This window comes from Marinococcus luteus (genome assembly GCF_034497705.1).
Classification (GTDB): domain Bacteria; phylum Bacillota; class Bacilli; order Bacillales; family Marinococcaceae; genus Marinococcus; species Marinococcus luteus_A.
The window spans coordinates 38,701-63,662 of sequence record NZ_JAXRUV010000004.1 but is presented as its reverse complement, the minus strand read 5'-3'; the positions used below and the strand labels follow the sequence as shown (position 1 = coordinate 63,662).

At 46.9% G+C, this 24,962-nt stretch carries 24 protein-coding genes; 11 read left to right on the top strand and 13 right to left on the bottom strand.

What is annotated here, in order from left to right; all coding sequences use genetic code 11:
- Positions 1-14 precede the first annotated feature (14 nt).
- Entirely contained in the window at positions 15-1,100 is a 1,086-nt protein-coding gene (locus Q9M42_RS08220; RefSeq protein ID WP_322526010.1) for a dipeptide epimerase, read from the top strand.
- Positions 1,097-2,101, top strand: a complete 1,005-nt coding sequence (locus tag Q9M42_RS08215) for a C40 family peptidase (protein ID WP_322526009.1) — start codon at positions 1,097-1,099, stop codon at positions 2,099-2,101. Before Q9M42_RS08220 ends, Q9M42_RS08215 begins: the two co-directional genes overlap by 4 nt.
- A 37-nt stretch (positions 2,102-2,138) precedes the next feature.
- Here the strand turns inward: Q9M42_RS08215 and Q9M42_RS08210 are convergent, their stop codons facing one another.
- The gene (locus Q9M42_RS08210) at positions 2,139-2,321 is read right to left on the bottom strand and encodes an SE1832 family protein (protein ID WP_322526008.1); all 183 of its coding nucleotides are present in this window, start codon (positions 2,319-2,321) and stop codon (positions 2,139-2,141) included.
- 145 nt (positions 2,322-2,466) lie between these two features.
- Between Q9M42_RS08210 and Q9M42_RS08205 the strand changes: the two genes are divergently transcribed.
- Positions 2,467-3,291 carry an ABC transporter ATP-binding protein gene (locus tag Q9M42_RS08205; protein WP_322526007.1) on the top strand — a complete coding sequence of 275 codons (825 nt, stop codon included), beginning with the start codon at positions 2,467-2,469 and terminating at the stop codon, positions 3,289-3,291.
- Positions 3,292-3,348: 57 nt separating this feature from the next.
- Here Q9M42_RS08205 and Q9M42_RS08200 read toward each other — a convergent pair whose 3' ends face one another.
- The 3 genes from Q9M42_RS08200 to Q9M42_RS08190 all read right to left on the bottom strand — a co-directional run bounded on the left by Q9M42_RS08200 (position 3,349) and on the right by Q9M42_RS08190 (position 6,863).
- Positions 3,349-5,376 (bottom strand): iron ABC transporter permease, encoded by a 2,028-nt coding sequence (locus Q9M42_RS08200; RefSeq protein ID WP_322526006.1) that lies wholly within the window; start codon positions 5,374-5,376, stop codon positions 3,349-3,351.
- A gap of 2 nt (positions 5,377-5,378) precedes the next feature.
- Complete coding sequence (locus tag Q9M42_RS08195; RefSeq protein WP_322526005.1) at positions 5,379-6,401, bottom strand: ABC transporter substrate-binding protein; 1,023 nt, start codon at positions 6,399-6,401, stop codon at positions 5,379-5,381.
- A gap of 102 nt (positions 6,402-6,503) precedes the next feature.
- Positions 6,504-6,863: a DUF1499 domain-containing protein gene (locus Q9M42_RS08190; RefSeq protein ID WP_322526004.1), complete on the bottom strand. Its 360-nt coding sequence runs from the start codon at positions 6,861-6,863 to the stop codon at positions 6,504-6,506.
- 157 nt (positions 6,864-7,020) lie between these two features.
- Between Q9M42_RS08190 and Q9M42_RS08185 the strand changes: the two genes are divergently transcribed.
- Both Q9M42_RS08185 and Q9M42_RS08180 read left to right on the top strand, forming a co-directional pair.
- Entirely contained in the window at positions 7,021-7,692 is a 672-nt protein-coding gene (locus Q9M42_RS08185) for an MBL fold metallo-hydrolase (protein ID WP_322526003.1), read from the top strand.
- A 12-nt stretch (positions 7,693-7,704) separates the two neighbouring features.
- Complete coding sequence (locus tag Q9M42_RS08180) at positions 7,705-8,121, top strand: nucleoside deaminase (protein ID WP_322526002.1); 417 nt, start codon at positions 7,705-7,707, stop codon at positions 8,119-8,121.
- A 10-nt stretch (positions 8,122-8,131) separates the two neighbouring features.
- Here Q9M42_RS08180 and Q9M42_RS08175 read toward each other — a convergent pair whose 3' ends face one another.
- The 3 genes from Q9M42_RS08175 to ytvI form a co-directional block, all read right to left on the bottom strand.
- The gene (locus tag Q9M42_RS08175; protein WP_322526001.1) at positions 8,132-8,560 is read right to left on the bottom strand and encodes a hypothetical protein; all 429 of its coding nucleotides are present in this window, start codon (positions 8,558-8,560) and stop codon (positions 8,132-8,134) included.
- A gap of 37 nt (positions 8,561-8,597) precedes the next feature.
- A complete protein-coding gene (locus Q9M42_RS08170; protein WP_322526000.1) occupies positions 8,598-10,085 on the bottom strand; it encodes an aldehyde dehydrogenase family protein in 1,488 nt (495 codons plus the stop codon).
- Between the two features lie 138 nt (positions 10,086-10,223).
- Positions 10,224-11,348, bottom strand: a complete 1,125-nt coding sequence (gene ytvI, locus Q9M42_RS08165) for a sporulation integral membrane protein YtvI (RefSeq protein ID WP_322525999.1) — start codon at positions 11,346-11,348, stop codon at positions 10,224-10,226.
- A gap of 196 nt (positions 11,349-11,544) precedes the next feature.
- On the opposite strand from ytvI, the gene Q9M42_RS08160 reads away from it, so the two are divergent.
- On the top strand, positions 11,545-12,312 hold the full coding sequence (locus tag Q9M42_RS08160) for a 3-hydroxyacyl-CoA dehydrogenase (protein ID WP_091616072.1): 768 nt from the start codon (positions 11,545-11,547) through the stop codon (positions 12,310-12,312).
- Positions 12,313-12,377: 65 nt separating this feature from the next.
- Here Q9M42_RS08160 and Q9M42_RS08155 read toward each other — a convergent pair whose 3' ends face one another.
- From Q9M42_RS08155 to treP, 4 genes are all read right to left on the bottom strand, one after another.
- A complete protein-coding gene (locus Q9M42_RS08155; protein ID WP_322526183.1) occupies positions 12,378-13,280 on the bottom strand; it encodes a PD-(D/E)XK nuclease family protein in 903 nt (300 codons plus the stop codon).
- An 86-nt stretch (positions 13,281-13,366) separates the two neighbouring features.
- A complete protein-coding gene (gene treR, locus Q9M42_RS08150; protein WP_322525998.1) occupies positions 13,367-14,086 on the bottom strand; it encodes a trehalose operon repressor in 720 nt (239 codons plus the stop codon).
- 27 nt (positions 14,087-14,113) lie between these two features.
- Positions 14,114-15,772, bottom strand: a complete 1,659-nt coding sequence (gene treC, locus Q9M42_RS08145) for an alpha,alpha-phosphotrehalase (protein ID WP_322525997.1) — start codon at positions 15,770-15,772, stop codon at positions 14,114-14,116.
- A 79-nt stretch (positions 15,773-15,851) separates the two neighbouring features.
- Complete coding sequence (gene treP, locus Q9M42_RS08140) at positions 15,852-17,303, bottom strand: PTS system trehalose-specific EIIBC component (RefSeq protein ID WP_322525996.1); 1,452 nt, start codon at positions 17,301-17,303, stop codon at positions 15,852-15,854.
- A gap of 165 nt (positions 17,304-17,468) precedes the next feature.
- Here treP and Q9M42_RS08135 point away from each other — a divergent pair, with 165 nt between their 5' ends.
- The gene (locus tag Q9M42_RS08135; protein ID WP_322525995.1) at positions 17,469-18,395 is read left to right on the top strand and encodes an alpha/beta hydrolase family protein; all 927 of its coding nucleotides are present in this window, start codon (positions 17,469-17,471) and stop codon (positions 18,393-18,395) included.
- 79 nt (positions 18,396-18,474) lie between these two features.
- Here Q9M42_RS08135 and mreBH read toward each other — a convergent pair whose 3' ends face one another.
- Together mreBH and Q9M42_RS08125 are read right to left on the bottom strand one after the other, a co-directional pair.
- Positions 18,475-19,479, bottom strand: coding sequence for a rod-share determining protein MreBH (mreBH, locus tag Q9M42_RS08130; RefSeq protein ID WP_322525994.1), 1,005 nt, complete (start codon positions 19,477-19,479; stop codon positions 18,475-18,477).
- 131 nt (positions 19,480-19,610) lie between these two features.
- Positions 19,611-20,606: a lipoate--protein ligase gene (locus tag Q9M42_RS08125; protein ID WP_322525993.1), complete on the bottom strand. Its 996-nt coding sequence runs from the start codon at positions 20,604-20,606 to the stop codon at positions 19,611-19,613.
- 304 nt (positions 20,607-20,910) lie between these two features.
- Here Q9M42_RS08125 and Q9M42_RS08120 point away from each other — a divergent pair, with 304 nt between their 5' ends.
- From Q9M42_RS08120 to cobA, 4 genes are all read left to right on the top strand, one after another.
- Positions 20,911-21,618, top strand: a complete 708-nt coding sequence (locus Q9M42_RS08120; RefSeq protein WP_322525992.1) for a phosphoadenylyl-sulfate reductase — start codon at positions 20,911-20,913, stop codon at positions 21,616-21,618.
- 29 nt (positions 21,619-21,647) lie between these two features.
- Positions 21,648-22,796, top strand: a complete 1,149-nt coding sequence (sat, locus tag Q9M42_RS08115; RefSeq protein WP_322526182.1) for a sulfate adenylyltransferase — start codon at positions 21,648-21,650, stop codon at positions 22,794-22,796.
- Between the two features lie 17 nt (positions 22,797-22,813).
- Positions 22,814-23,425, top strand: a complete 612-nt coding sequence (cysC, locus tag Q9M42_RS08110; RefSeq protein WP_298789130.1) for an adenylyl-sulfate kinase — start codon at positions 22,814-22,816, stop codon at positions 23,423-23,425.
- Positions 23,426-23,501: 76 nt separating this feature from the next.
- Positions 23,502-24,959 carry a uroporphyrinogen-III C-methyltransferase gene (gene cobA / locus Q9M42_RS08105; protein WP_322525991.1) on the top strand — a complete coding sequence of 486 codons (1,458 nt, stop codon included), beginning with the start codon at positions 23,502-23,504 and terminating at the stop codon, positions 24,957-24,959.
- Positions 24,960-24,962 lie beyond the last annotated feature (3 nt).

Here is a 24,962-nt window from a genome sequence, read left to right as displayed (position 1 = left end):
AGGTGGGATGTTGAATGGAAATAGTTTCTCTTGAAACGAAAAGAAAAATTATTCCTTTGGACCGTCCGTTTGTTACTTCCGTAAGGACGGTTACAAGTATCGAAAATGTTGAAGTAAGTGTAACACTGAAAGACGGCACTGTAGGAAAAGGAGCAGCGCCTCCGGCTCTTGCAGTAACGGGAGAATCTCCGCCAAGTATAGAAGCTGTTGTCAACGGTCCGGCCGCAGAGGCTCTCATAAGAGTACAAAGCGAAGCTCTGCAGGAAAATGTGCGCAGACTTAAGGAGAGTTGTTACGGAAACTTCAGTGCAAAAGCGGCAGTGGAAATGGCTGTCATAGATGCGTTTGTTCAACAGAGCCACTGCAGCCTTCTGCAGTGGCTGGGAGGGACACCATCTGTTTTTGAAAACGATATGACAATTAGCATGGAAGAACCAGCACGAATGAAAAACACAGCAGAACAGTATATAAACGAAGGTTTCCGCTATCTGAAAATGAAGGTTGGAGATGATCTAAAAAAAGATCATCAAAGAATCCGCACTATAGCTGAAGTGCTTCCACAAGGTGTCATGCTGAGAATTGATGCCAACCAGGGGTGGACATCCAAAGAGGCGATAGCATTTATTCGCCAGCTCGAAAAAGAAAAAATTCCGTTAGATTTTATAGAACAGCCTGTAGCAGCGAATGACTGGGCTGGTTTAAAAAAAGTTACAGAATCCACCAGGACACCTATTATGGCGGACGAAAGCTGCAAAACATACACAGACGCACTCAGACTCATCGAACAGCATGCCTGCGACATGATAAATATTAAACTTATGAAATGTGGTGGTCTGCTGGAGGCATGGAAAATTGCTGATATTGCAGAAGCAGCGGATGTTCCTTGCATGATGGGCAGTATGATGGAATCAATCGTAAGCGCCTCGCCGGCAGCTGAGCTTGCACTTGCCCATCCTAATATTAAAATGGTGGATTTAGATGCTCCAAAATGGCTTCAGGAAACTACTGTTACTGCTGTATCTTTTGAAGGACATCATATAAAGGCTATGAATCCTGCAAAAAGAACGCATACCAAATATGAAGAGGGGGAAGTGCGATGAAGAAAATTCACGGAATTACAGTTGTTATGATTACAGTCATAGGAGCACTTTTCACGAATAGCTCTGCGAATGCAGCAGAGGTAAATGAGACGGCTTATACAGATGTGAGTGCAATGACGATGTGGACGGAACCGGATATTCTCCGGGAAATAGATCGCCCCTCAGCCTCCAATCCGGCTAGCCTGAATGAATGGACAGCGTCTATGAACGTAGATGACAAGCTCTGGCTTGTTGGAAATCTGGAAAGCCAGGCATTATTTGGTTCAAAGGTGCACGTTCTTGAAAAAAGGAATGGATGGGTAAAAGTAGCAGCGGAAGGCCAGGAAACTCCAAGAAATGAATTGGGTTATCCCGGATGGGTCCCGGAAGAACAAATAGTTGATAGTAATCGAATGGCAGAATTAGAAGATGCACCATTCGCGCTCATTACTTCTCCGACCGCAGAATTAACTTATGATAAAAAAGGCAGAAAAGATTATAAAAAGCTAAGCTATAATACCCGTTTACCGGTGGTTAAAAAGCATCAAGGAGAGGTACTGGTAGCTACTCCGTCGGACGGAAATAAGTGGATCGATGCCTCAGATATCGAAATATACGATAGCGAAGAAGCTATTCCAACACCTGAGGCAAAAGATATTATTGCAGACGGAAAAAAGTTTCTCGGCCTCCCATACCTGTGGGCGGGTATGTCTGGATTTGGGTTTGACTGTTCAGGGTTCACGCATACTATTTTTGCTGCTAATGGCATCGAAATTCCGAGAGATTCCAGTGTACAGGCAGAGCAAGGTGATCCAGTAGCAAAAGAAGAACTGGAGCCGGGTGATCTTTTATTTTTCGCCTATGATAATGGGGAAGGAAGGGTGCACCACGTCAGTATGTACATCGGCGGTGGCGACATGATTCATTCGCCGAATTCCCGGAGCACGGTTGAAATCGTAAACCTGGAGGATTCCGGGTATGCAGATGAGTATGCAGGTGCGAGGAGATATTTAGAGGAATAATTCAACGTAACAGGAAAGCGGGCCGCGACTGGCCCGCTTATTTATTGTATTCCCGGATTTGTGTATTAATCTCGTGCATTTCCTTTTCAAGAATGTCGAGTTCGCGCATAATGCCGTCTGTGTTGCCTCCGAAAGATTCTAGTTTTTCCAAATCCCCCTGTATGCGTACATAATCCGATTTTAACATGTCCAGCTTATGATCAAGTTCACGAAGAGTCATAGCAGCATCCGCCTCCATAATAAATTTGTCCATCTGTTTGCTATTTTAACTCAAAATCGTTATAATTTTAAATGAAAATCATTATCAATTTTATAAACGGCCTGGAATAAGATTAAGATTGCAGAAAAGAAAGGGGCTTGCGACGGTGGCAAGACTTCAAGCAGAGCAAGTAGACGTTTCTTACGAAAATAAACAAGTCCTGAAAAACATCAGCGTTGACATACCCGAAGGGAAAATTACTTCTATTATTGGGCCAAACGGCTGTGGGAAATCCACGATACTGAAATCCCTGTCCCGTATACTGACCCCTGAAGAAGGAGGCGTGTACTTAGACGGCAAATCCATTCATGAAATGAAAACAAAAGATGTGGCCAAAAACATGGCAATGCTTGCCCAGACTCCGGATATTCCGCTTACGTTGACAGTGGAACAGCTGGTATCATTCGGCCGGCATCCACACCGCAAGCGTACCCGGAAATTAACTTCAGAGGACCGCGAGGCTATTCAGGGTGCTATGAAAGACACTGGAGTTTTAGAATTTGCAGATCGCACGCTCGATTCCCTGTCCGGCGGCCAACGCCAGCGGGCCTGGATCGCAATGGCCCTTGCCCAGGATACAGACCTGCTGCTGCTCGATGAACCGACTACTTACCTGGATATGGCCCATCAGCTTGAGGTTCTTGAACTGCTTCAAAAGCTGAATGAGAAAGAAAGCCGAACGATTGTAATGGTGCTCCATGATTTAAATCATGCTGCCCGCTTTTCCGATCATTTAATTGCCATGTGCAGCGGAGAAGTACAGTGTATTGGCTGCCCTAATGACGTTATCTGTAAGAATGTACTCAGGCAGGTATTTGGCATTGATGCCCATGTGGTAACCGATCCAAAGAGCGGCAAACCGCTTTGTATGACGTATGATTTAATCGAGCGCGCCCCTGCTTCTGCAACGGACTTATCACAGACAAATTAAAACAAGTAAAGCCAAGAGCTCCTTTTACGAGTTCTTGGCTTTCTTTCTGCATGGTTATTACGATTTAGAGCTTCTGTGCATCAGCCATAAAAAGAATGGAGTGCCAATCACAGCAGCTACGAGCCCCGATGGGATTTCATCAGGAGCGAGCACGGTGCGTCCGATCGTATCGGAAAACACAAGAAGAGAACCGCCGATAAACAGGGCTACTGGAAAAATGCGCATGTAATCCTGTCCGACAAGCATACGGGCTAAGTGAGGCGCTACAAGCCCGATGAAGCCAATCGTACCAACGGCAGCTACTGCCATTGCAGCACAGAAGGTGGCAAGCAGTACGGCGGCCCAGCGGGCAAAGGTTAAACGTTCGCCAAGAGCGATCGCTGTCTGGTCACCGAGCGCAAGCACATTTAAGGAAGGCGCTAAATACCAGGCAAGCGGTATGCTTACGGCAAGCGGAAGCAGCAGAAACTGCTGAAGCTCTTCGTAGCCAGTCGCATACGTACTGCCGGACAACCATGTTAAAGCAGCGGCAGCGTTTAAATTAAAACGGGTTATCATAATTTGTGAAAGGGCGCCGCCCACAGCGGACAGGGCGATACCGAGAAGTGCCAGGACGGCGGGGTGAAATTTAGTTTTCCAGGAGAAAAACAAAATCACACCTACCGCTGCGAAAGCCCCGGCAATAGCGCCAACCGGAATAAAGGCAGCTGGAATGTCTCTGAAAAGAAAAAGCACAAACAGAGCACCCGCGCCTGCTCCTGAAGTCACCCCGAGCACTGAAGGATCTGCGAGGGGGTTGCGCAGAATACCCTGATACAGCATGCCGCTTAGTGCAAGCAGCATGCCAGCTGTAAGCGCCGTTAAAAGCCGTCCGAGCCTTAAGTCGAATATAATGTACCGCTGGCCGCTGCTTTCTTCTGTGAAGAGGGCCTGCCAGGTGTCCACAAAGCTGAATCCCGTGGCTCCACCCGCTAATCCCACATAAAAAACAAGAGCGGTAAATGTTACAGCACCTGCTAAAACGACAGGGTACTTCAGCTCCCGCCTTTTACGCCCACCCCCAATAGCACTTTGCTGCTCTGTGCCGAAAAAAGAGCCCCGGTGCTTTAAAATCAGCCACACGAGAAACGGAGCACCGACTATCGAGGTAACAGCACCAACTGGGAGCTCGCTGAGGGAAGGGTCGACTGCTCTTCCAAGCACGTCGGCCCCGATGAGGAGCACAGCCCCCCAAAGCATGGAACCAAACAGAAGATTGGAATGAAGCTGATAGCCCATCAATCGTGTCAAATGAGGTGCTACCAGGCCGATAAAGCCTATGGGCCCAACAACACTTACGACGATGGCAGTAAGGCCTACGGCAAGAAAAAACATCAATGCCTGCGTAGCCCGTACGTTTTCTCCAAGTGTAGCCGCCTGGTTTTTACCGAGAAGCAGGATATCGAGGCGGGGAGCGTAAAAGAACACCAGAAACAAAAGCACAATCAGTACAGGAAACACAAAGCGGACCCCGCTCCAATCCTGCTGCACAAGAGTGCCATTTCCCCATAAGAATAGGCCGGCTGTCTGCACTTCAAAGAATATTTGCAGAACAGCAGTAAATGATGAAAAGGCGATAGAAAGTACGAGCCCGGCCAAGGCCATCCGGACCGGTGTAGCTTCAAGGCCGCCGGCCATCGTAAACACCATTAATGCTGCCAGACACCCGCCGACAAATGCAGCAATGAATCCGCTTAGGCCCAGCCAGTCCGGCAGTATTGTAGCAAAAGCAACGATAAAAAAATAGGCTCCAGCATGGACGCCTAAGGTACTCGGCGCTGCCAAAGGATTTTTTGTGATAGTTTGAAAAATAACGCCCGAAGCAGCCAAAGCTATACCGGAAAGTATGCCGATAACGATCCTCGGCAGATACACAGTCCGGAAAATACTGCTTTCTGTAGATTCGGTATTCTGAAGAAGGTCCCACCAGGAACGAACTGAAAAAGTACCGGTGCTCTGCACAAGATGCAGATATACTAGCAGCAAGAGAAGAGCTGCTCCGCTAGTATACAGCAGAACAGCTCTTGAAACGAAAGGCGAATTCATAATTACTCCTCATTTGTTAAAGCGTCTGCAACCTCTTCAGCGAATACTTCGGATGAAAGCGGACCGCCATAAGGCCAAGTAGAGCTCGGGAGACGGTGAACATCATCGTTTTCGACGAAAGAAAGGCTGTTCCATACTTCATTATTATTCAGCGTTTCTTCAATGTTATCACGATCGTCTTCCGGTGTGGGGATATCTATAAACGTTTCGTTCTGATAATCCTCGAGAGCGTCGACGCCAGTTTCTGTATAGCCATATTCTTCAAATTGTTCAGATTCATATGCATTTTCGACGCCAATCTTTTCCATCGTCTGGGCAGCAAGCGAATTGTCGGCGAACAGACGGAACGTTACATTTTCGTTAGCCAAATAGGAAAGGGAAAGCAGTACTTCTTCATCATCCTGGCCGGAGTCTTCAATTTCCGTGGACAGGTCTTCGTAAGTGCTGTCAAGATCATTTAACACCTGATCCGCCTGCTCTTCTTCTCCTACAGCTGTGGCGATACTTTCAAAAGTTGATTCCATCTCTTCGTACTGATTGCCTTCTCCTTCTGCAGGATATGGATTATACATCAGCGTCGGTGCAATTTCTTCAAGCTCTTCTTTAATACCTTCATGGCGGTAGCCGGCAGTTATAATCAAATCGGGTTCAAGTTCGGCAATGCGCTCGAGGTTAGGCTCCTGTCTAGTGCCGACGTCCTGGACGTCTTCAGAAGGCGAAGGTTCGATGTCACCCAAGTAATCGTTATAGCCGTCCAGGTCAGCGATACCGGCAGGCTGCATGCCCAGAGCTAGCAAGTCTTCCGCATAAACCCATTCAAGGGCGACTACATCTTCCGGTGTTTCATCAAGTGTTACTTCGTTGTCATACCCATCTGTTACCGTCACAGATTCGCTGTTTTCAGAAGATTCCTCATTGTTGCCGGAGTCCTCTGAGTCACCGCTGTCGTCTGAAGAACTGCATGCAGCAAGTGAAAGCGATAAAGCGGGTATCGTTAAAAATGTTAAAAAAGTTTTTTTATTCATATGTATATCCCCCTAATTGAAAAAGATTATCAATATCAACAAATCCGACTTTACTATAAAAGGGGGAGAAAATCAATAAAAACACGAAATTCTTCTTATATATTATTCATTATTTTGGTCATAAAATAGGGCAGTAATTTCTTTCATTCTATTTTTATTTTTACCCATATCACCTTTGCCGAGCCTTGAAGCCGAACGGAAATGGACATGCCCCTCATTTCCGAAGTAAAAAACGACATCATCCTTGAATTTAAGTACCGGTGTTGTAAACACAGCCGAAATATAGTTCTCATCCTCATGAACAATTTCCGCATACTTCTGCTGCTGAATGATATGGCGGATAGTGCTTTTCGCTGTTTCCGGGCTGCCTGAGTACTGTATAGGAGCCATGTAATGACGTTTATCCTCAGGGGAGCTCATAGTGGAAACACAATTTGGGCTGTTAGGGCAGGGGGAGAGCATAAATAACATCCTTTCGCGGTAGAATTTTATATACAATATTGTGTACACTGTAAACAGATAATTAGATTTAAATCAGCGTTATTCTCTTTCCCGAAAAAATAAAGCGTTAATCGGAAGCAGGAAGGGAAGGGAAAAGGAAGAAAGGAGTGGATCGCAGATGGTGAAAGTAAGCCAGGTGAGTGAAAATATTATTAAGGTGCACATGAAAGTAGGAATTACTATCAGCGCCTGGGTCGTGAAGCACGAGAATGGATCAATCATTATCGACACGGGCATTCGGCCAATGGCGCCAAGAATTTTAAAAGAAGCAGCGCGTTTTGGACGGGTTCAGATGATTTTATTAACCCATGGTCATCCGGATCATGTAGGCGGACTCGCTTATATTCAGGATAAAGTAAATGCACCTGTTTATATTCATGGGCTCGAGATTCCTTACATAACGGGGGAAAAACCTTACCCTAACCGCAAAAAACCGACGGATTATACAAAAGGATTTTCTGTAAAGCAGCTGCCGGGGGACAGCCGTGGCGTTTTTCATTCCATGATGGGAATTGATCCATATTTTACGCCGGGACACTCGCCGGGCCATACCGCTTATTATCATAAAAAAGATGACGTTCTGATCACTGGCGACATGGTTACTTCTAAAAATGGGCGTATAGGGCCTCCAATGAAACAGTTTACTGCTAATATGGACCGGGCGATGCGAAGCACGAAAACCATACAGAAAGTGGCTCCCGGAAAATTATCAATCTGTCACGGAGAGGATTTGGAGTATTCGCAGCATCTTTACAGCGCCTTCGTAAACGAATACCAGTCTAAAGTATAGGGGGGCACGGTTATGTACAATGGTGCTTTGATGAAACGGGCGGTTCAGCTGGCGCAGAAGGTAAAAAAAGAAGGAGAAGGAGATCCTTTTGGGTGCGTCATTGTCCGGCACGGGGAAATAGTGGCAGAGGAAGGGAACAAAACCTTTAAAACCTTCGATCCGACGACTCATGCTGAGCTCGAAGCAATAAGGACCGCTTCACGGCTTTTAGAAACTACAGATTTAAGTGACTGCGAGCTGTACACGAGCGGTGAGCCCTGCCCAATGTGTGAAGCTGCCATCAATTGGAGCGGCATTCCGGTAGTGTACACGGCAAAAACAGCAAAGGAGGCCGAACAAGCCGGCCTCCTTCCAGTGCCCGAAACAACCTACGAGCTGCAGTACAAACCACTTCAGGATAAAACACTCGATCCATACCTTGAACAGTAGCACGGGGCGATTAAAGCAGAAAAAAACGAAAATAAATAAGTATGCCCAGGTAGATAATTAATAATAATGCAGACATGAGCAGAATAAACCACATGTATAAAAGCGGCACGTGATGTGACTGCTTTTTTATTGTGATTGCAGCGAGAGTCGTTGTTGTTCCGAGCGTAAGCAGAATCAGTACCACCAGCCAGGTGGCAATGGATGACCACGGGAGAAAATAAACAAAGGGCATAAGCATCAGCAGTACACACATTGTATAAAACGCATAAAGCGATGTTTTATACAGACGTGTGTCCTTTTGACGCTCTTTGTGCTGCCGCCGCCGGTCCAGCCTGCTGTTTGATTTTTCTCCGTTCGCGGAAGCGGGCTGAAGTGTCTGCTTAACACGGTCCCACAGCTTTTTCGGGGTGAATGCTTTCCATTTTGATGAACTTCCCATTTTTCATGCTCCTAAAGGCAGGCGGAAAACATCAGCATTACGGCCGGCGCGTGAGGCCCATAAACGTTTGCAAAAATGATTTCCAGTTACGGTTTCTGCCATAGTAATAGTCGATGATCTGCGAAAGTGATTCGAACTTTCCTTCATAAGGATACCATAAAATTTCGCTGTTCATACTCCCTCTTGCGCTCATAACGGACGTTTCAATACTGAATGAACGCATACCTGCGGTGGAGTGGTAGGATCCAATGCCGCTCTGTTTTGTGCCTCCATAAGGAAGATAGTGATTGGCAGCGTGGGATATTACGTCATTGATCATGAAGTTGCCCGTGCGGACCTTTGCGGTAAAGTTTGCCGCAAGCTCCTGATCAGCAGTGAAAATGGACCCGCTCAAACCGTAAATTGTATCGTTGAACAGCTCTAGCGCCTCGTCTATCGTAGAATAGGTCCGTACTGAAAATACAGGACCGAAAGTCTCTTCCTTCCATACCCGCATTTCTTCGGTTACTCCAGTCAAAACAACCGGTTCGATTGTCAGAGTTTGGTCGTCCCACTGTTCCGGAGACTTTCCGGCTATTTGTTCGGCACCCTGCTCCAGTGCTTCCTGGACCTGGCTGTAGACAATATCCCACTGCTTTTTTGTCGTCATCCGACCGATTTCATACTCTTTTTCCCCGTCCCGGCGCAGACCGGCAATGGTGCTGCGTACACTGTTCAGGAAGTCCTCCTGAATCTCTTCGTGCACAATCACCCGCTCGACAGATAAGCAGACCTGGCCGCTGTTCATGAAGGCACCCCAGGACGCAGCATTCGCTGCCCGTTCCACGTTTGCATCTTCATGAACGACCATAGCATCCTTTCCACCCAGTTCAAGGGTAGTGGGTATCAAATGCTCGGCGGCCTGCTTCTGGATAACCTTACCTGTCGCGACCGATCCCGTAAAATGAATATAGTCCGGCTGCTGTTCAATCATTAAGCTTCCGGTCTCAGCTCCGCCGTGAAGAACCTGAAAAACTCCGTCAGGAAAAAGACCCGAGATTTTTTCTAGAAGAAGACTCGCGAGCGGCGTTTCTGCGGAAGGCTTTAAAAGCACACAGTTTCCTGCGGTCAGCGCTTCAACAACAGGGATAAGAGAAAGCTGAAAAGGAAAGTTCCATGGAGAAATAATAGCAATTTTCCCCCGGGGCTTTCGGATAATTGATGAATTTTTACCCATGAAAATCATCGGGGTTCTAACCCGCTCACGGTTGAAAAGGCCGGGAGCTTCTTTTTCAATGTGGCGCAGTGCTTCAAGCACCGGAATGACTTCAGAACCCATTGCTTCAATAGGTGGTTTTCCTGTAGCGGAGGAGATAATGTCAGCAATCTCTTCGCGAAGCTCACTAATAGTAAAACGAAGCAGCTGTATGTAGCTCAGCCGTTTCTCTATGGACAGAGAAGCCCAGGGAGTGAAAGCGTCATCGGCCTTTTGCCAGGCGGACAGTATTTCTTCTTCATTAGATGAATGAACGGTTGTTGAATCCAATGTTTACACCCTTTCTGAATCATAATATAAGTATAGTACCCCGTTCCCTAATTGGGAGTAATCATAACAGAAGTTACGGAAAAGAAACCGTGGTTGTTCCAAAAGGCGCCAGGCTTCTTTTCCGTGGTGAAGGAAACTTTATTTATCAAAGCCGTATCGGATAAAGCGGGAGATATCTTTCGCAACACCGATATCCCAAAGAATAATAAATAGAACCAAAATGGCTGGCCCCGCCAGCAGACCAACGGCTCCAAACATCTGTAGGCCGGCAAAGAGGGAAATTAGCACGGCGAGCGGGTTCAGATTCATGCTCGAAGAGAGCACTTTTGGCTCGATAATCTGCCGGACAATCATTGTAATGGTGTAAAGGATCAAAAGGCCGAGCCCGAGGCCAAAGTTGCCCGTCAGGATCAGATATACTCCCCACGGAATTAAAATAGTGCCGGTGCCCAAATATGGAAGAAATTCAGCGACACCAACGATGGCCGCAAGCCAGTAAGCTCCTTCGACTCTCATGATAAGGAGGCCGATTAACACAATAACGCCTGTCACGAGCATAAGAATCAGCTGTGCCCGGATGTATCCGAACACTCTCGTCCACATGGCCTGATAAAATGCTTTCAATCGCTCAATAATAAAGGGAGGCAGGGCCAATTTCATTTTTCCGGCATAGCGGTTCCAGTCTTTTCCGATAAAATAAATCGCCAGCATAATAAATAACAGCACGATCAATAGCGTAGGAATGCCTAAAATTAATTGGGTCAAGGTGTCGGCAGTAGTTTGGGCGACTGAGCCAAGGCCAGAGCCGAGCTGGCTTCCGAGCTGCGCTATCCCCTGATCTACAGAAGACTGGCCGCCAATGCCGGAAGCGGCTCCTGTGGCTCTTTCCCAAAAGGGAAGGATGTTTTCATTGTAAAAATTCTGCATCTGCTGAAAGGTGCTCTCCATCCACGCGGGTCCCTTCTCAGCGATCACATTGAATATTTCAATTGAAAGAAAGATCAGTCCGGTAATAATGCCTCCAACGATGCTTAAAGTAAAAAGGAGGCCGACAAGGGCAGCTATCCCATTTGGCAGGCGCAGCTTATAATGAAGCCATCTCGTAAGCGGCATAAGCATCCACGCGAAAAAAGCAGCTATCCAGAACGGATACGTATAGGAAAATATCTTGCCAATCGCCCATGCGAGGGCGAAAGCGGCTATTATTACGATGACAAACCGTAAAATCATCCAGCCGGTCGTTTGTTTCATGGTCCATTCCATTCCTTTCCTTTGGAGGACATCCTATCCATCTTTTCTTATTATAACCTTCCCTCTATAAAAAGGAATCTACACGTTTTTTAAAATATTCCCGAAAAGGGAGGAGGATATACTTTTGATGAATGGTTCTTTAGGGTAATTATAAGTTAGAATGACAGTAGTGGCTTATACTTTAGGAACAGACAGGGGAGGAAGCAGTATGGATATTAACGGAAAAGTCTTTTTACTGCCGGGCGGTGCATCCGGACTTGGGGGTGCTACGGCGAACATGCTTGTAGAAAACGGCGCGAAGGTGGTTATCGCCGATTTTGAGGTGAGACCCGGAAGAAAAAGAGCAAAAGAGCTTGGTGACAGCGCCATTTTTATTGAAATGGACGTCACCTCAGATGAAAAAGGAAAAGCAACTATTGATAAAACAATAGAAACGTTCGGACGTATTGACGGAGTAGTCAACTGCGCAGCCCTCGGGCTTGCAGAGAAGATTTTGAATAAAAAGGATTCGCACTCCCTCGATCATTTCAATCGTGTTATTCAGACGAATCTGGTTGGTACATTTAATATGCTCCGGCTCGGTGCAGATGCGATGAGACATAATGAACCAAACGAACAGGGAGAAAGAGGCATCATTATTAATACATCTTCGATCGCAGCATATGAAGGACAGGTTGGCCAGGCTGCCTACAGTGCCTCTAAAGGTGGCATCTGGAGCCTGACGGCGCCGGCGGCCAGAGAGCTCTCAGACTTTGGCATACGAGTTATGGCTATCGCTCCGGGCTTATTCGAAACTCCTTTTTATATGTCCTTTCCGGAAAAAGCACGGCAGACGCTGGGGCAGAACGTTCCATTTCCAAGAAGGCTTGGATTTCCAAATGAGTATGCCTCGCTTGTGAAAGAAATTATCCACAACACGATGTTAAACGGGGAAACTATCCGTTTGGACGGTGCGCTCCGTATGCCTCCGAAATAAAAAGTACCAGAGTCTGTAATCCGGACTCTGGTACTTTTCATTTTTGGCAGCAGCGTGCTGTCTGTTTACTGCTGCGGGAAGCACAGCTCATAAAAGTTGCACCGCTTACAGGCAAAGGTGTTGGTCGTTTTTTTGAAATATTCGAGTGGAAGAGGCTTGTTGGCTTCTTTGTCCTCGAGGAAGCCGGCCATACGCTTTACGCTCTGGACGAGCAGCTCTCTTACCTCCTGAAGAGTGGAATGATTGAGTTGGTGTTCTACACTTGTGCCTTCGAGCAGATATTCATTTCGCACGACGATATCCTCAAGCGCTGTTTCCGGGTAGTAGTCAAGGACGTACTGCGCATACAAAGCCAGCTGGTATGGATCTTCTTCTGTCTGCAGACCAGTTTTCCAATCCACGATTACCCATTTATTGTTTTCTTCATCTTTATAAAGAAAATCGAGCACGGCAAACACTTTTGTATTTTCAAGGCTCATGGTGCGGAGTTCTTCCGATTCGAGGTAATAGGTGGGGCGGTCAGAAGTGAGTTCAAGTACAGTGTCACAGGTTAAAATGTGCTCTACTACAGCCTCGAGCCGGCCCTGGATTTTTTTAATTTTCTCCGCGGGCAGCTTTTTCTCTTCGCCGTAGTAAATTTCATGGAGCATCGTCGTATGTTTCGGTTTTTTACGCCACTGCTCCACGTTTTGCGTAGAATCGATGAACCCTGCGTTCAGGCGGGTGCGAATCGTTTCTTTTAAAGTGTCCTTTGTTGGAAGGTGGCCATCAGTTAAATATTTTTTCAGCGTTTCTTCCACTAGATCGTGCACAATAGACCCAAACAGCATTTCAAGATTGGTTAAATTTTTCAACCTGTAAACGTGGCGCGGAAAAGGATCTGCATTCCGCAGCCAGCCGTTGTGTGAGGAGTAATACTGGTGGGCATACTGCCGTTCGCATTGAAGCAGCGTTTTATGTCTCGACAGCGACCAGGAAAACTCCGGATAGTCCCTTATCGTAAACAGGAGAAATCACTCCTTCGATTTGTCTTTACCTTGCTCCTGATACCATTTTAACGGTGACGACGGGCAAAGTCGATAAAACGGAACTTATCCGAACGGTGCCTGGACTCGGTGTATTGAAATAATTCTGCATTATCGAGATACACATAGTTTCGGACGACCGCAATACTCGAATCCGGGTAGAGGTCAAGAAGCTGTTTATCTTCTTCCGTCGGCTTTTCAATAGTAATTTCCTTACGCGCAAAGCTGATCACAAGCTTCAATTTATTCTCCACGTAGTCATAAATAGAATCAGCGCAAATCTCTTCAGTGAGATCAGGAACCCAGCGCTCAAGCAGGTAGTCAATGTCGAGCACGATGTTTTCCCCGTCCATCTTCCGCTGTCTTTTTACTTCCCAGACCTGCTCCGTTTCCTGAACCTCGAGCGCATGCTGGAGGGCCAGGGGTGGAGTAGAAAGGGTTAAGGAATGCACATGGGTTTTACTGTTGCTGCCGGTCTGCTCTGCCAGCTCTTTAAAGCTGACGAGCCCGGAAACGGGAAAATCGAACCTGCCGGTTTCAAGCACGACGGAGCCTTTACCCTGAATTTTTTGAATGTAGCCGTGTTCGGAGAGAAGATTCAATGCTTTTCGGATCGTCTCCCGTGACGTGCCATACATAGAAGTAAGCTCATGCTCAGAAGGAAGCAGGGCATGAGGGTGAAACTGCTCATTGCGGATGCCGCGCGCTATTTCTTCATAGATGTCTAAATATTTTCTTTTTGTGCTCATGCTCGTTACACCTCAGGACGGCTATTTTTAATAATGTAGAACGATTGTTTCATACGGCTGCAGACTGTCAGCTTCCAGGGAAAAGCTATTCCGTTTGTAGTTGGTGACAAAGACATTGCCCGCCACTTCTTTTCGGGGAAGATTCAGACTGCCGGCCTGAATCGTATCAGACGAAAAATTACTTATAACGAGTAAGGCTTCATCTTCGTCCTCGCGTGTATAGGCGAAAAGAGAAGGATGGTCGTGCAGGTAAAGCTGATAATCCCCGGTCGTAAGGATTTTGTAATCCTTACGGAGCTGAATTAATTTTTTGTAAAAATGGTACACAGATTCCGGATCGTTTACCGCTTCTTTGGCATTAATGAACGTATAATTTTCCGGTACTGGCAGCCAAGGCTCGGCTTCACTGAAACCGGCATTTTTCGAACCATCCCACTGCATCGGTGTACGTGCGTTGTCCCGTGAGCGGGCCTGAATGACAGCGAACGCTTCCTGGGGGCTCTTGCCCTGTTTTTGCATAATATCATAATAGTTGATGGTTTCCACGTCACGGTAGTCGTTAATGGAGCTGTAGGAAGGGTCCGTCATCCCAAGCTCCTCCCCCTGATAGATGTAGGGAGTGCCGCGCATACAATGCATGGTTGCTGCGAGCATCTTTGCCGATTCTACGCGGTACTTGGTGTCATCGGCATATCTGCTTACAATGCGGGGCTGGTCATGGTTGCACCAGAACAGCGCATTCCAGCCACCGCCTTCATACATACCGCTCTGCCAGTCCGATAACGTTTCTTTTAACTGCACAAAATCGAATTCGGGCAGAGTCCATTTTTCTCCTCCGGGGTAATCCGCTTTTAAATGATGAAAATTAAAGGTCATGCTCAGCTCTTCCCGGTCCGGCCGGGTGTATTTGATGCAGTGGTCGATCGTTGTGGAGGACATTTCTCCAACAGTCATAGCTCCGTGCGGGGCAAATACGTTTTGATTCATTTCATGCATCCATTCGTGCACTCTCGGCCCGTCCGTATAAAACCGGCGGCCATCGCCGATATCGTCATTTGGAAAACGCTGATCCTTTGAAATTAAATTGATGACATCGAGCCGGAATCCATCAATACCTTTATCGAACCAGTAATGCATCATGTCATACAGCTGGCGGCGCAGCTCTTCATTTTCCCAGTTCAAATCGGCCTGACTGACGTCAAACAGATGCAGGTAGTACTGATTTGTCGGCTCATGCCACTGCCATGCAGAGCCGCCAAATTTAGACACCCAGTTGTTTGGTACGTTCCCTTCTACAGGGTCCTTCCAAATGTAATAGTCGCGGTAAGAGCTCGCGGGATCTGACGAAGCAGCCTGGAACCAGGCATGGTCTGTAGAGGTATGGTTAATAACGATATCCATAATAATTTTCATGTCCCGTGCATGAGCTTCAGTCAACAGACGTTCGAAGTCCTCCATTGTTCCATATACATCGTAAATATTATAGTAATCGCTTATATCGTATCCATTATCCTTTTGAGGAGAAGGGTACACAGGATTGAGCCATAAAACATCGATTCCGAGATCCTGTAGGTAATCAAGCTTTTCGATAATACCGGGGAGATCGCCGACCCCGTTGCCGGTAGTATCGTTAAAGCTTTTAGGGTAAATCTGGTAAATAACTGCCCGTTTCCACCACGGTTCCATTCTGCTCATCCTTTCGCATATATGCTGTATGGAGCAAAGGCGCCTGCCAAGTAAACCAGCAGACGCCTGAATTCATTAGTTAAACTTCTACTTTGCGAATACGCCCATAGAGATAGGTTAATACAATCGGGAGGATAATGACAATCAGCATTCCGATAAAGAATACTCCCCAGTCTCCCGGACGGATGGAAAAGATGCCGGGAATACCGCCGACGCCGACAGCAAAGGCCAGCACGTTATTAATACTGATAAACGTTGCTGCGATGGCAGAGCTGATAAGCGCACAGAAGAATGGGAACCGGTACTGCAGATTGACCCCGAATAATGCCGGCTCAGTAACGCCAAGATACGCCGAGAGGCCGGCGGAGCCTGCAAGGCCCCGCATGTTCTGATCTCTCCAGGCTAAAATCATCATACCAACAGCAGCAGAGCCCTGGGCGATGTTGGAAAGAGCAAGAATCGGCCATAAGAAGGTGCCGTCAGTGGAAGCTGTAAGCTGCAGGTCCACCGCAAGGAATGTATGGTGGAGCCCGGTAATAACAAGCGGTGCATAAAGGAGACCGTAAAGCAGGCCGCCAAGCCATGCGTATTGATCAAAGGTCCAGAGGAAGAAGTCGGTAATCGCGTTCCCAAGACCAAAGGTAACTGGTCCGATAATAATAAAGGTAAAGAATCCGGTAACAAGCAGAGCAATCGGTGCAACAAGCAGAACCTGGATAGAATCCGCAATTCGTTTCCGGAGGAAAATTTCAATTTGTGCTAAAACATAAGAAGCTACAAGCACTGGAAGCACCTGGCCCTGATAGCCTACCTGCTCAACGTTCCAGCCAAATAAATCCCAGGTTGGCACTTCGTTGTTTGCACTCGCATCGCCGTAAGAATATGCGCTTAAAAGCTCCGGATGAACGAAAATCAAACCGAGCACAATACCGAGAAGGGGACTGCCGCCAAACCGCCTGACTGCGGACCACCCTATGAGAACAGGCAGGAAGTTAAATGAAGCGTTTGCAATGATAAAAATAATTTCGGAAATACCGGTCCATTGTGGATACACCTCGATCACAGCTTCGTCGAAAAATATGCCGGGGCCGGTTAAGAGGTTATTTAAACCAAGCAGCAGCCCTGCGGTGATAATGGCAGGAAGAATTGGAATGAAAATGTCAGCAAGCAGTCGGATAAACCGTTGAAAAGCATTCTGCTTTTTGCCAGATTTCTGTTTTTCGCTGGTGCTGCTTTCAGAATCTTCGTCCCCTGCTCGGCCGCCGCTTTCTTCAGAACGGCCTGTAACGCTCATCAGTTCTTTATAAACTTTGTCTACGGTGCCCTGGCCGATGACGACCTGGTACTGACCTCCGGAAGCAAAAGCCCCCCGGACAAGATCGAGGTTGGTAAGTTTTTCTTTGTCCACTTTTTCTTCATCGTACAAAACGAATCGAAGCCTCGTCACGCAGTGGGTGACAGTTTCTATGTTTTCATTGCCTCCCACAGCTTCTACAATTGTTTCCACGGCTTCTTTTGTAATTTTTGCCATTTTGGTTCCTCCTTAAATGAATGCATTTGAAAACGGTACCAATTTATAAATTCACTTTAACTTGTATATACAAATTAGTCAATATAATTATCGATGTGAAAAAGGTTTTTATTAAACAAAAAATAGGAATACTAATAAAAAAGCCTTTTAATGGAGCGTGAAAGCATGGAACAGCTGATAACACTTGATCAAACAGAAACATTGTACGGAACGCTCACCGTGCCTGATAATAGGTATGAAAAAGTCCCTGGGGTGCTGATAATTGGAGGAAGCGGTCCTGTAGACCGCGATGGAAACGCTCCGGGAATGAAATTAAACATTTATAATCAACTGGCGGCCTGGCTTGAAAAACAGGGCATAGCGGCTCTGCGTTATGATAAGAGAGGCACAGGGAGCAGTGAAGGGGATTTTCTTGAGACGGGGCTGCAGGATTTAATCGAAGATGGTGCTGCTGCGGTGCGTCTTTTGAAAATGATCCCTGAAATTGACGAAGAGAGAATTTTCATTCTTGGTCACAGCGAAGGCGGGGCGATTGCTCCAAAGGTCGCTGAAAAAGAAAAGGTACAGGGGCTGATGGCACTCGCATCGTCCCCTAAGCCGCTGTTTGATATTTTACTAGAACAGGGAGAATCGGTAGAAAGGGAAATAAGTGAGGGGAAAGGGATCTTTTACCGTGCGCTGAAGACGGGAAAAGTAAACAAGCGGATGATCAAAAAGCAGCATAAAGTGCTCAAGGAGCTGCTTGATGAAGAAGCTTCAAAAAAATACAAAAATGTGAATGTAAAATGGTTTCAGGAGCATGCTGATTATGATCCGCGGGAAGCCTTTCACCGCATGCGCATTCCTGTGATTGCAGTAAATGGCGGCAAAGATGCCCAGGTGAAAGCAGAAGACGTCAGTGCAATTGCCCAGCATACAAGCGGTCCGGTAGAAGCTTATGTAGTCGAAGAGATGAATCATATTCTCAGACACCAGCCGGAAGAGTTTTCGATCATTAAAACGAAGCGCAGGTATTCAAAACAGCAGAACGACAACCTGTCCCATGAACTGCTGGACCACCTTCACCCGTGGCTGCAAAAACAGATACAGTAGTAAGCTCTGGGAAAATTCAATGATCGGGTATAAAAAAATCGTCCTCTGGCCTAAGAGCCTGGGGACGATTCTTTGGTTATTACATTGAAGCTTTCTGCAGGCTGTTGATCATTGCCAACGATTTCCCGGTGCCAATCGCGACAGCTTCAAGAGGTGATGATGCAAGGTGGACCGGTACTACAATCTGGCGGCTCAGCCAGTCCTGAAGATCGTTCAGAAGTGCGCCTCCACCGGTAAGCACAATTCCCTGATCGACGATATCGCCACTCAGTTCAGGCGGACATTGTTCAAGAGTCACACGGATGGTTTCGAGAATCTGATCGAGGGTTTCCGTGATAGCCCGGTGAATTTCCGGCGACTCCAGGGTAATGGTTTTCGGCAGCCCGTTCACAAGGTCTCTGCCCCGGATTTCCATCGTACGCACTTCACCATCAGGGATAGCGGAGCCGATTTCCATTTTGATATTTTCAGCGGTACGTTCGCCGATCAGCATATTGTATTCCTTGCGGACATGCTGCGTAATACTCTCATCCATATGATCCCCGCCGCGCCGGATCGCCCGGGAGGAAACAATGCCGCCGTAGGAAATGATGCCAACCTCTGTTGTCCCCCCGCCAATATCAACGATGACGTTCGCTTTAGGTTCATCTACAGGAAGCTCTGCCCCGAGCGCTGCTGCAATTGGTTCTTCGATTAAAGAAACAGATTTAGCTCCGCAGCCAAGCACTGCGTCACGGATGGCCCGGCGTTCTACGGAAGTGGAATCACACGGGGTGCACACTACGACCTTCGGCTTGCGGAGAGTAAAGCCAGCTTCTTTTTGGATTTTTTTCATAATATGCGAAAGCATTGCAGATGTAATATCATAATCTGCAATAACGCCTTCTTTCATCGGACGGGTCGCTATGATATTGGCCGGAGTTTTTCCAACCATTTCTTTTGCTTCTGTACCTACAGCGTAGACTTCTTTCGTATCAATATGAAGTGCTACAACGGAAGGCTCGTTAAGAATAATGCCTTTTTCTTTCGTGTAAACGAGAATATTCGCAGTTCCTAAATCAATACCAATTTCTGTTAATGCCATTTTATTTACTCACCTTTTCCGGGTTATTAGTCTCTAGTATTTAATTGTAGAGGAGTGGGGATACTTAAATAAGGGTCTAAGGTCACGTAAAAAATGAGTAATTTCCCATTTTTTCGAAAAAATCAACTGAATTAATAAATTAAGTCCACTACTTCATCGATGGAAATAGCTCCAAAATACATATAAAGGTCAAACTGCGATAATGTTTTGTAGATGGCATCGCGTTCATATTTCGTACCCTGAAGTGCTTCCTGAAGATCCTCTACGTTCCCGGTACCAAAAAAGTCACCGTATATTTTCGTTTCCTGAATCACGCCTTTTTTGACGTTAAAGCGGACGTCGAGCATGCCGGCATCGAATTTTTTGCTGCGGTGAATATCAAAAGCCGGGGATTTGCCGTAGTTCCAGTCCCAGTTGCTGTAACGTTCCTCAGATATCTTATGAATTTCATTCCAGTCCTCATCGGTCAGGCGGTATTGTTCGATATCTTCATCGCTACCAAAAATGTAGCGAAGAATGAGCTGTTTGAAGGCTTCTACAGACAATGGCTCATCCAGAAACTCATTGATATTTCCTACACGGCTCCGAATGGACTTGATCCCTTTCGAGCGGATTTTTTCGTCTTTGACATTCAGCGCAGCTACGACGTTTTCAATTTCTGAATCGAGCATCAGGGTGCCATGGCTGAACATTCTTCCTTTTGTTGCAAACTGGGCATTGCCGGAAATTTTTTTCCCGTTTGCCTGTAAATCATTGCGCCCTGACATTTCGGCTGGGACCCCTATATTATTCAAAGCATCGACGATCGGCTGAGTGAATTTTTGGAAATTTTGAAAGCTGTTCCCGTCGTCCTTAGTTAAAAAACTGAAATTCAAATTGCCTAAATCATGATAGACTGCCCCGCCGCCGGAAAGGCGCCGTACCACCTGAATGTTGTGCTTCTCCACATAATCGGTGTTGATTTCTTCGATTGTATTTTGATTTTTCCCAATAATAATGGAAGGTTTATTTACATAAAAAAGCAAATACATTTCGTCTTTATCGAGATCCATGTTTTTTAAAGCAAATTCTTCAATGGCTAAATTGATTCTTGGGTCATTAATGCCTTCATTATCAATAAATTTCATCCGTAGCCTCCTAAAAATTGTGCGCTGAACCGATGTTGTTTTTAAATTAAGATCCTTTTATATTATGCCATAAATACTGATGTGAAAGCTAATGCTTACAGGAAATAGAATGACCGGAAGAATTCCTCCAGGGGTAATCCCTAGTTAAACGATTTGTATTGTTGACTTTGCAAAACGAAGCCACTAAAATATACTGTAAGCTAATAAACCTGATAAACTTACTGAGGATTTCAAAGACTTTAAAATAAGATTTTCATTTTTAATAGAAACAGGTACAATATTAAAGTGAAAGGGATGGAAGCGCATGATAGTATATGATTCCCTGCAGACAAATGAATTGGAGCAAGTGAATAACGAAGTGCTGGAAGGAAAAAGTGCGCTTGAAGTTATCCGCTGGGCCTACGGCGAATACGGCGATGATTTAGTATATGCATGCAGTTTCGGAGCTGAAGGAATTGTATTGATCGATTTAATCAGCCAGGTGAAACCAGATGCAACCATCGCTTTTCTTGACACCCAGTTTCATTTTAAAGAAACGTATGATGTAATTGATGCAGTTCGTGACAAGTATCCGGAGTTAAAGGTTAAAATGCTGAAGCCGGAACTGTCGCCTAAACAACAGGCGGCCCAGGAAGGCGATAGACTCTGGGAAACAGATCCGGACCGCTGCTGCAGCATTCGGAAGCTGCAGCCCCTCGAAAACGAATTGAGCCAGTACGGCGCCTGGATGTCCGGGCTGCGCAGGTCGCAGTCACTTACGCGTCGCAACACGCAGTTTGTAAACGAAGATAAGCGGTTTGAATCGATTAAAATCTGTCCTCTGATCCACTGGACGTGGGATGATATTTGGGCCTATATCGAAGACAACAGTCTTCCTTACAACGAACTGCACGAGCAGAATTATCCAAGTATCGGCTGTGTACAGTGCACTGCGAAAGTGCTCGAAGGTGAAGACCTCCGCAGCGGACGCTGGACAGGAAGCGGAAAAACAGAATGCGGCCTGCACCGCTGATGAATTAAGATGAAGAAGGGACGATGATCATGGCTTTAAGCACACCACACGGTGGAAAATTAGTAAATCGTAAGGACTTGAACAAAGACGTTTCATCCATTCAAAAACAAATTGAGCTTGATGAGGTCGCTTTATCTGACCTTGAGCTGCTTTCAAACGGCGCATTCAGTCCGCTTGAAGGCTTCATGAGCGAAGAGGACTACAACTCTGTGGTTTCTTCGATGCGCCTTGCGGATGGCACGGTCTGGAGTATTCCTATTACCCTGCCGGTCACGAAGGAAAAAGCGGAGGAACTGAAAGCAGGAGAGGAAGCCCGTCTGGTTTTTGAAGGAGAAACGTACGGTACGATTGAACTTGAAGGATTCTATGCTCCAGATAAAACGCGGGAAGCAAGAGAAGTCTACCGCACTGAAGAAGAAGCCCACCCCGGCGTAAAGAAAATGTACGACCGCCCGGATACGTATGTTTCCGGTAAAATTACGCTCGTAAAAGAAATCAGCCATGAACAGTTTGAAAACTATTATCTGGACCCGGAAGAAACGCGCAGCGCGTTTGAAAGCCGTGGCTGGAGTACCGTGGTCGGTTTTCAAACGAGAAACCCTGTCCACCGTGCGCATGAATATATTCAAAAAGCAGCGCTTGAAACCGTTGACGGCCTGTTTTTAAACCCGCTTGTCGGAGCAACAAAATCAGATGATATTCCTGCCGATGTGCGTATGGAAAGCTATGAAACCATTCTTGATGAATATTATCCTGAAAACCGGACGTTTTTAGCCGTATTTCCTGCTGCTATGCGCTACGCCGGGCCGAGGGAAGCAATATTCCATGCCATGGTCCGGAAAAATTACGGCTGCACCCACTTTATTGTCGGCCGTGACCACGCTGGTGTCGGTGACTATTACGGCACGTATGACGCTCAGGAAATTTTCTCCGAGTTTACGTTTGAAGAACTTGGCATTCAGCTGCGCTTCTTTGAGCACTCCTTCTACTGCCTGAAATGTGAAAACATGGCAACAGCGAAAACGTGCCCGCACGACAAAGCTGACCATGTCATTCTGTCCGGTACGAAGGTGCGCGCCATGCTCACCAATGGTGAAATGCCTCCAAAAGAGTTCAGCCGTCCGGAGGTCGTGGAAGTATTAATCCGCGGCATGCAGCGCCAGACTTCCAATTCATAAACGACAGGAGGAAAACGATGGGGTCTAAATCCACCGATATCGTCTGGCACGATGCCTCGGTATCCAAAGAAGAACGTCAGGAAAAAAATAAGCATCAAAGCTTTGTGCTATGGTTTACCGGTCTTTCCGGTTCCGGTAAATCCACGCTGGCAAACGCTGTTTCCCGGAAGCTTTTTGAACGGGGCAGCCATACTTACGTGCTCGACGGAGATAACGTACGCCACGGCCTGAATAAGGACCTTGGCTTTTCTCCGGAGGACCGGACAGAAAACATCCGCCGCATCGGAGAAGTGGCAAAGCTGTTCGTTGACAGCGGCCAGATTGTCAGCACTGCTTTTATTTCCCCGTACCGGGAGGACCGCCACCAGGTGCGTGAACTGCTCCCGGATGGAGAGTTTATCGAAGTGTACGTAGAGGCGAGCCTCGAAGCGTGTGAAGAGCGGGACCCGAAAGGCTTGTATAAAAAAGCCCGCTCCGGAGAAATACCTTCCTTTACCGGGATTAACGCTCCCTATGAAGAACCGGAAAACCCGGAGCTCACGGTAAATACGGAACAAAAATCCATTGAAGAATCTGCCCAGGAAGTGGTGGACGCTTTAGTGAACTGGAATTACATCGAAGAACAATAAAGAAAGATACGTAGAGGACGCGGGCTGTTAAGCCGTGTCCTTTTTTACCATTTCATAAAGAGAAAGGAGGGGTTGGGTGGCAGCTGGAAAAGTGTATTTAGTAGGAGCAGGGCCCGGAAATGAAGGTCTTCTTACCGTGCGCGGAGCAGAGTGCATCCGGCAGGCGGACGTCATCTTTTATGACAGGCTGGTCAACCCGCTTCTTCTGGAACAGGCCCCGATTGAAGCGGAACGTATATACTGTGGAAAACTGCCGCAAAAGCATATTCTGCGGCAGGAAGTGATTCAGAAAATGATGGTGGAAAAAAGCCGGGAGGGGAAACGGGTAGTGCGCCTTAAAGGCGGTGACCCTGGTGTGTTTGGAAGAGTCGGAGAAGAAGCAGCCGTGATGGAGGAAAACGGTATCGAGTACGAAATCGTTCCGGGCATCACCTCCGGTATAGCTGCCCCGCTTTATGCCGGAGTACCTGTAACCCATCGTGATTATTCGGGAAGCTTTGCAGCGATTACGGCCCATACGAAGAAGGAAACTGGAGAGCCGGATTTGGACTGGGAGCCGCTTGCAAAAAGCATTGATACGGTCGCTTTTTATATGGGTGTCAAAAACCTGCCTTTTATTACGAAGCGGCTCATAGAAGCGGGAAAGCCTAAGGGTACGGCCGTAATGGTAGTCGAGTGGGGCACATACTCCAAACAGCGGACAGTTAAGGGCACACTGGCAGATATCAATGATATTGTACAGAAGCATGCGATTGAAAACCCTTCGATTACGCTGGTCGGCAACGTCGTAAAGGCTGGACCGTCTTCCACCTGGTTTGAAGAGCTTCCATTGTTTGGCCGCTACATATGGCATGTGCGGACAACACCGGGTGCAGGCAGATGGAGCAGCGAATGGAAAAGTCAGGGGGCGGAGGTGTATGAAGGGCCGGTATGGGAAGAAACAATGCCGGAGCTTGTCCACTTACAAAAGGATCTTCCCTATGATGAAATTGTATTTGAAACAGCCAGCGATGTTGAAGCGTTTGTGTCTCAGTTAAAGAACTGGCGTCTGGACCTGAGGCAGGTGAACTGTCTTCTTACAGCTGCGACCCGCCGAGCAGAAGAAAAATGGAAGGAGTACGGGGTTCTTCCTGAATTTCGTTCCAAAGAGCGGTGGGGAGATGCAGAGGGAGTTCATATTATTGGAAGTGAAGAATGGATAAAAGAAATCGGTCCTCAGGCCAGCAGTGACATAGGACATGTGTTAAAAAGTGCCGCGTCTTCAGATCATACACTTGAGCGGCTGCTGGTGGATGACTCCATTAATACAGTGATTTTCCCATGTAGAAAAGCTGTCACGACAGCTGTAGGGAAAATCAACGACCTGTATAATGGAGACGCTGGCCGGTGGTGGTCGCAAAAGACGGTAGTGTGCATTGGTGAACGCACGAAAGAGCAGGCTGAAAAATACGGAATTCGTGTGGATACAACAGCGGAGGCTTCAGCACAGGCAGTGACCGCCTCTATTCAAAAATGCCTCAGCCCTATTCTTTAAGGA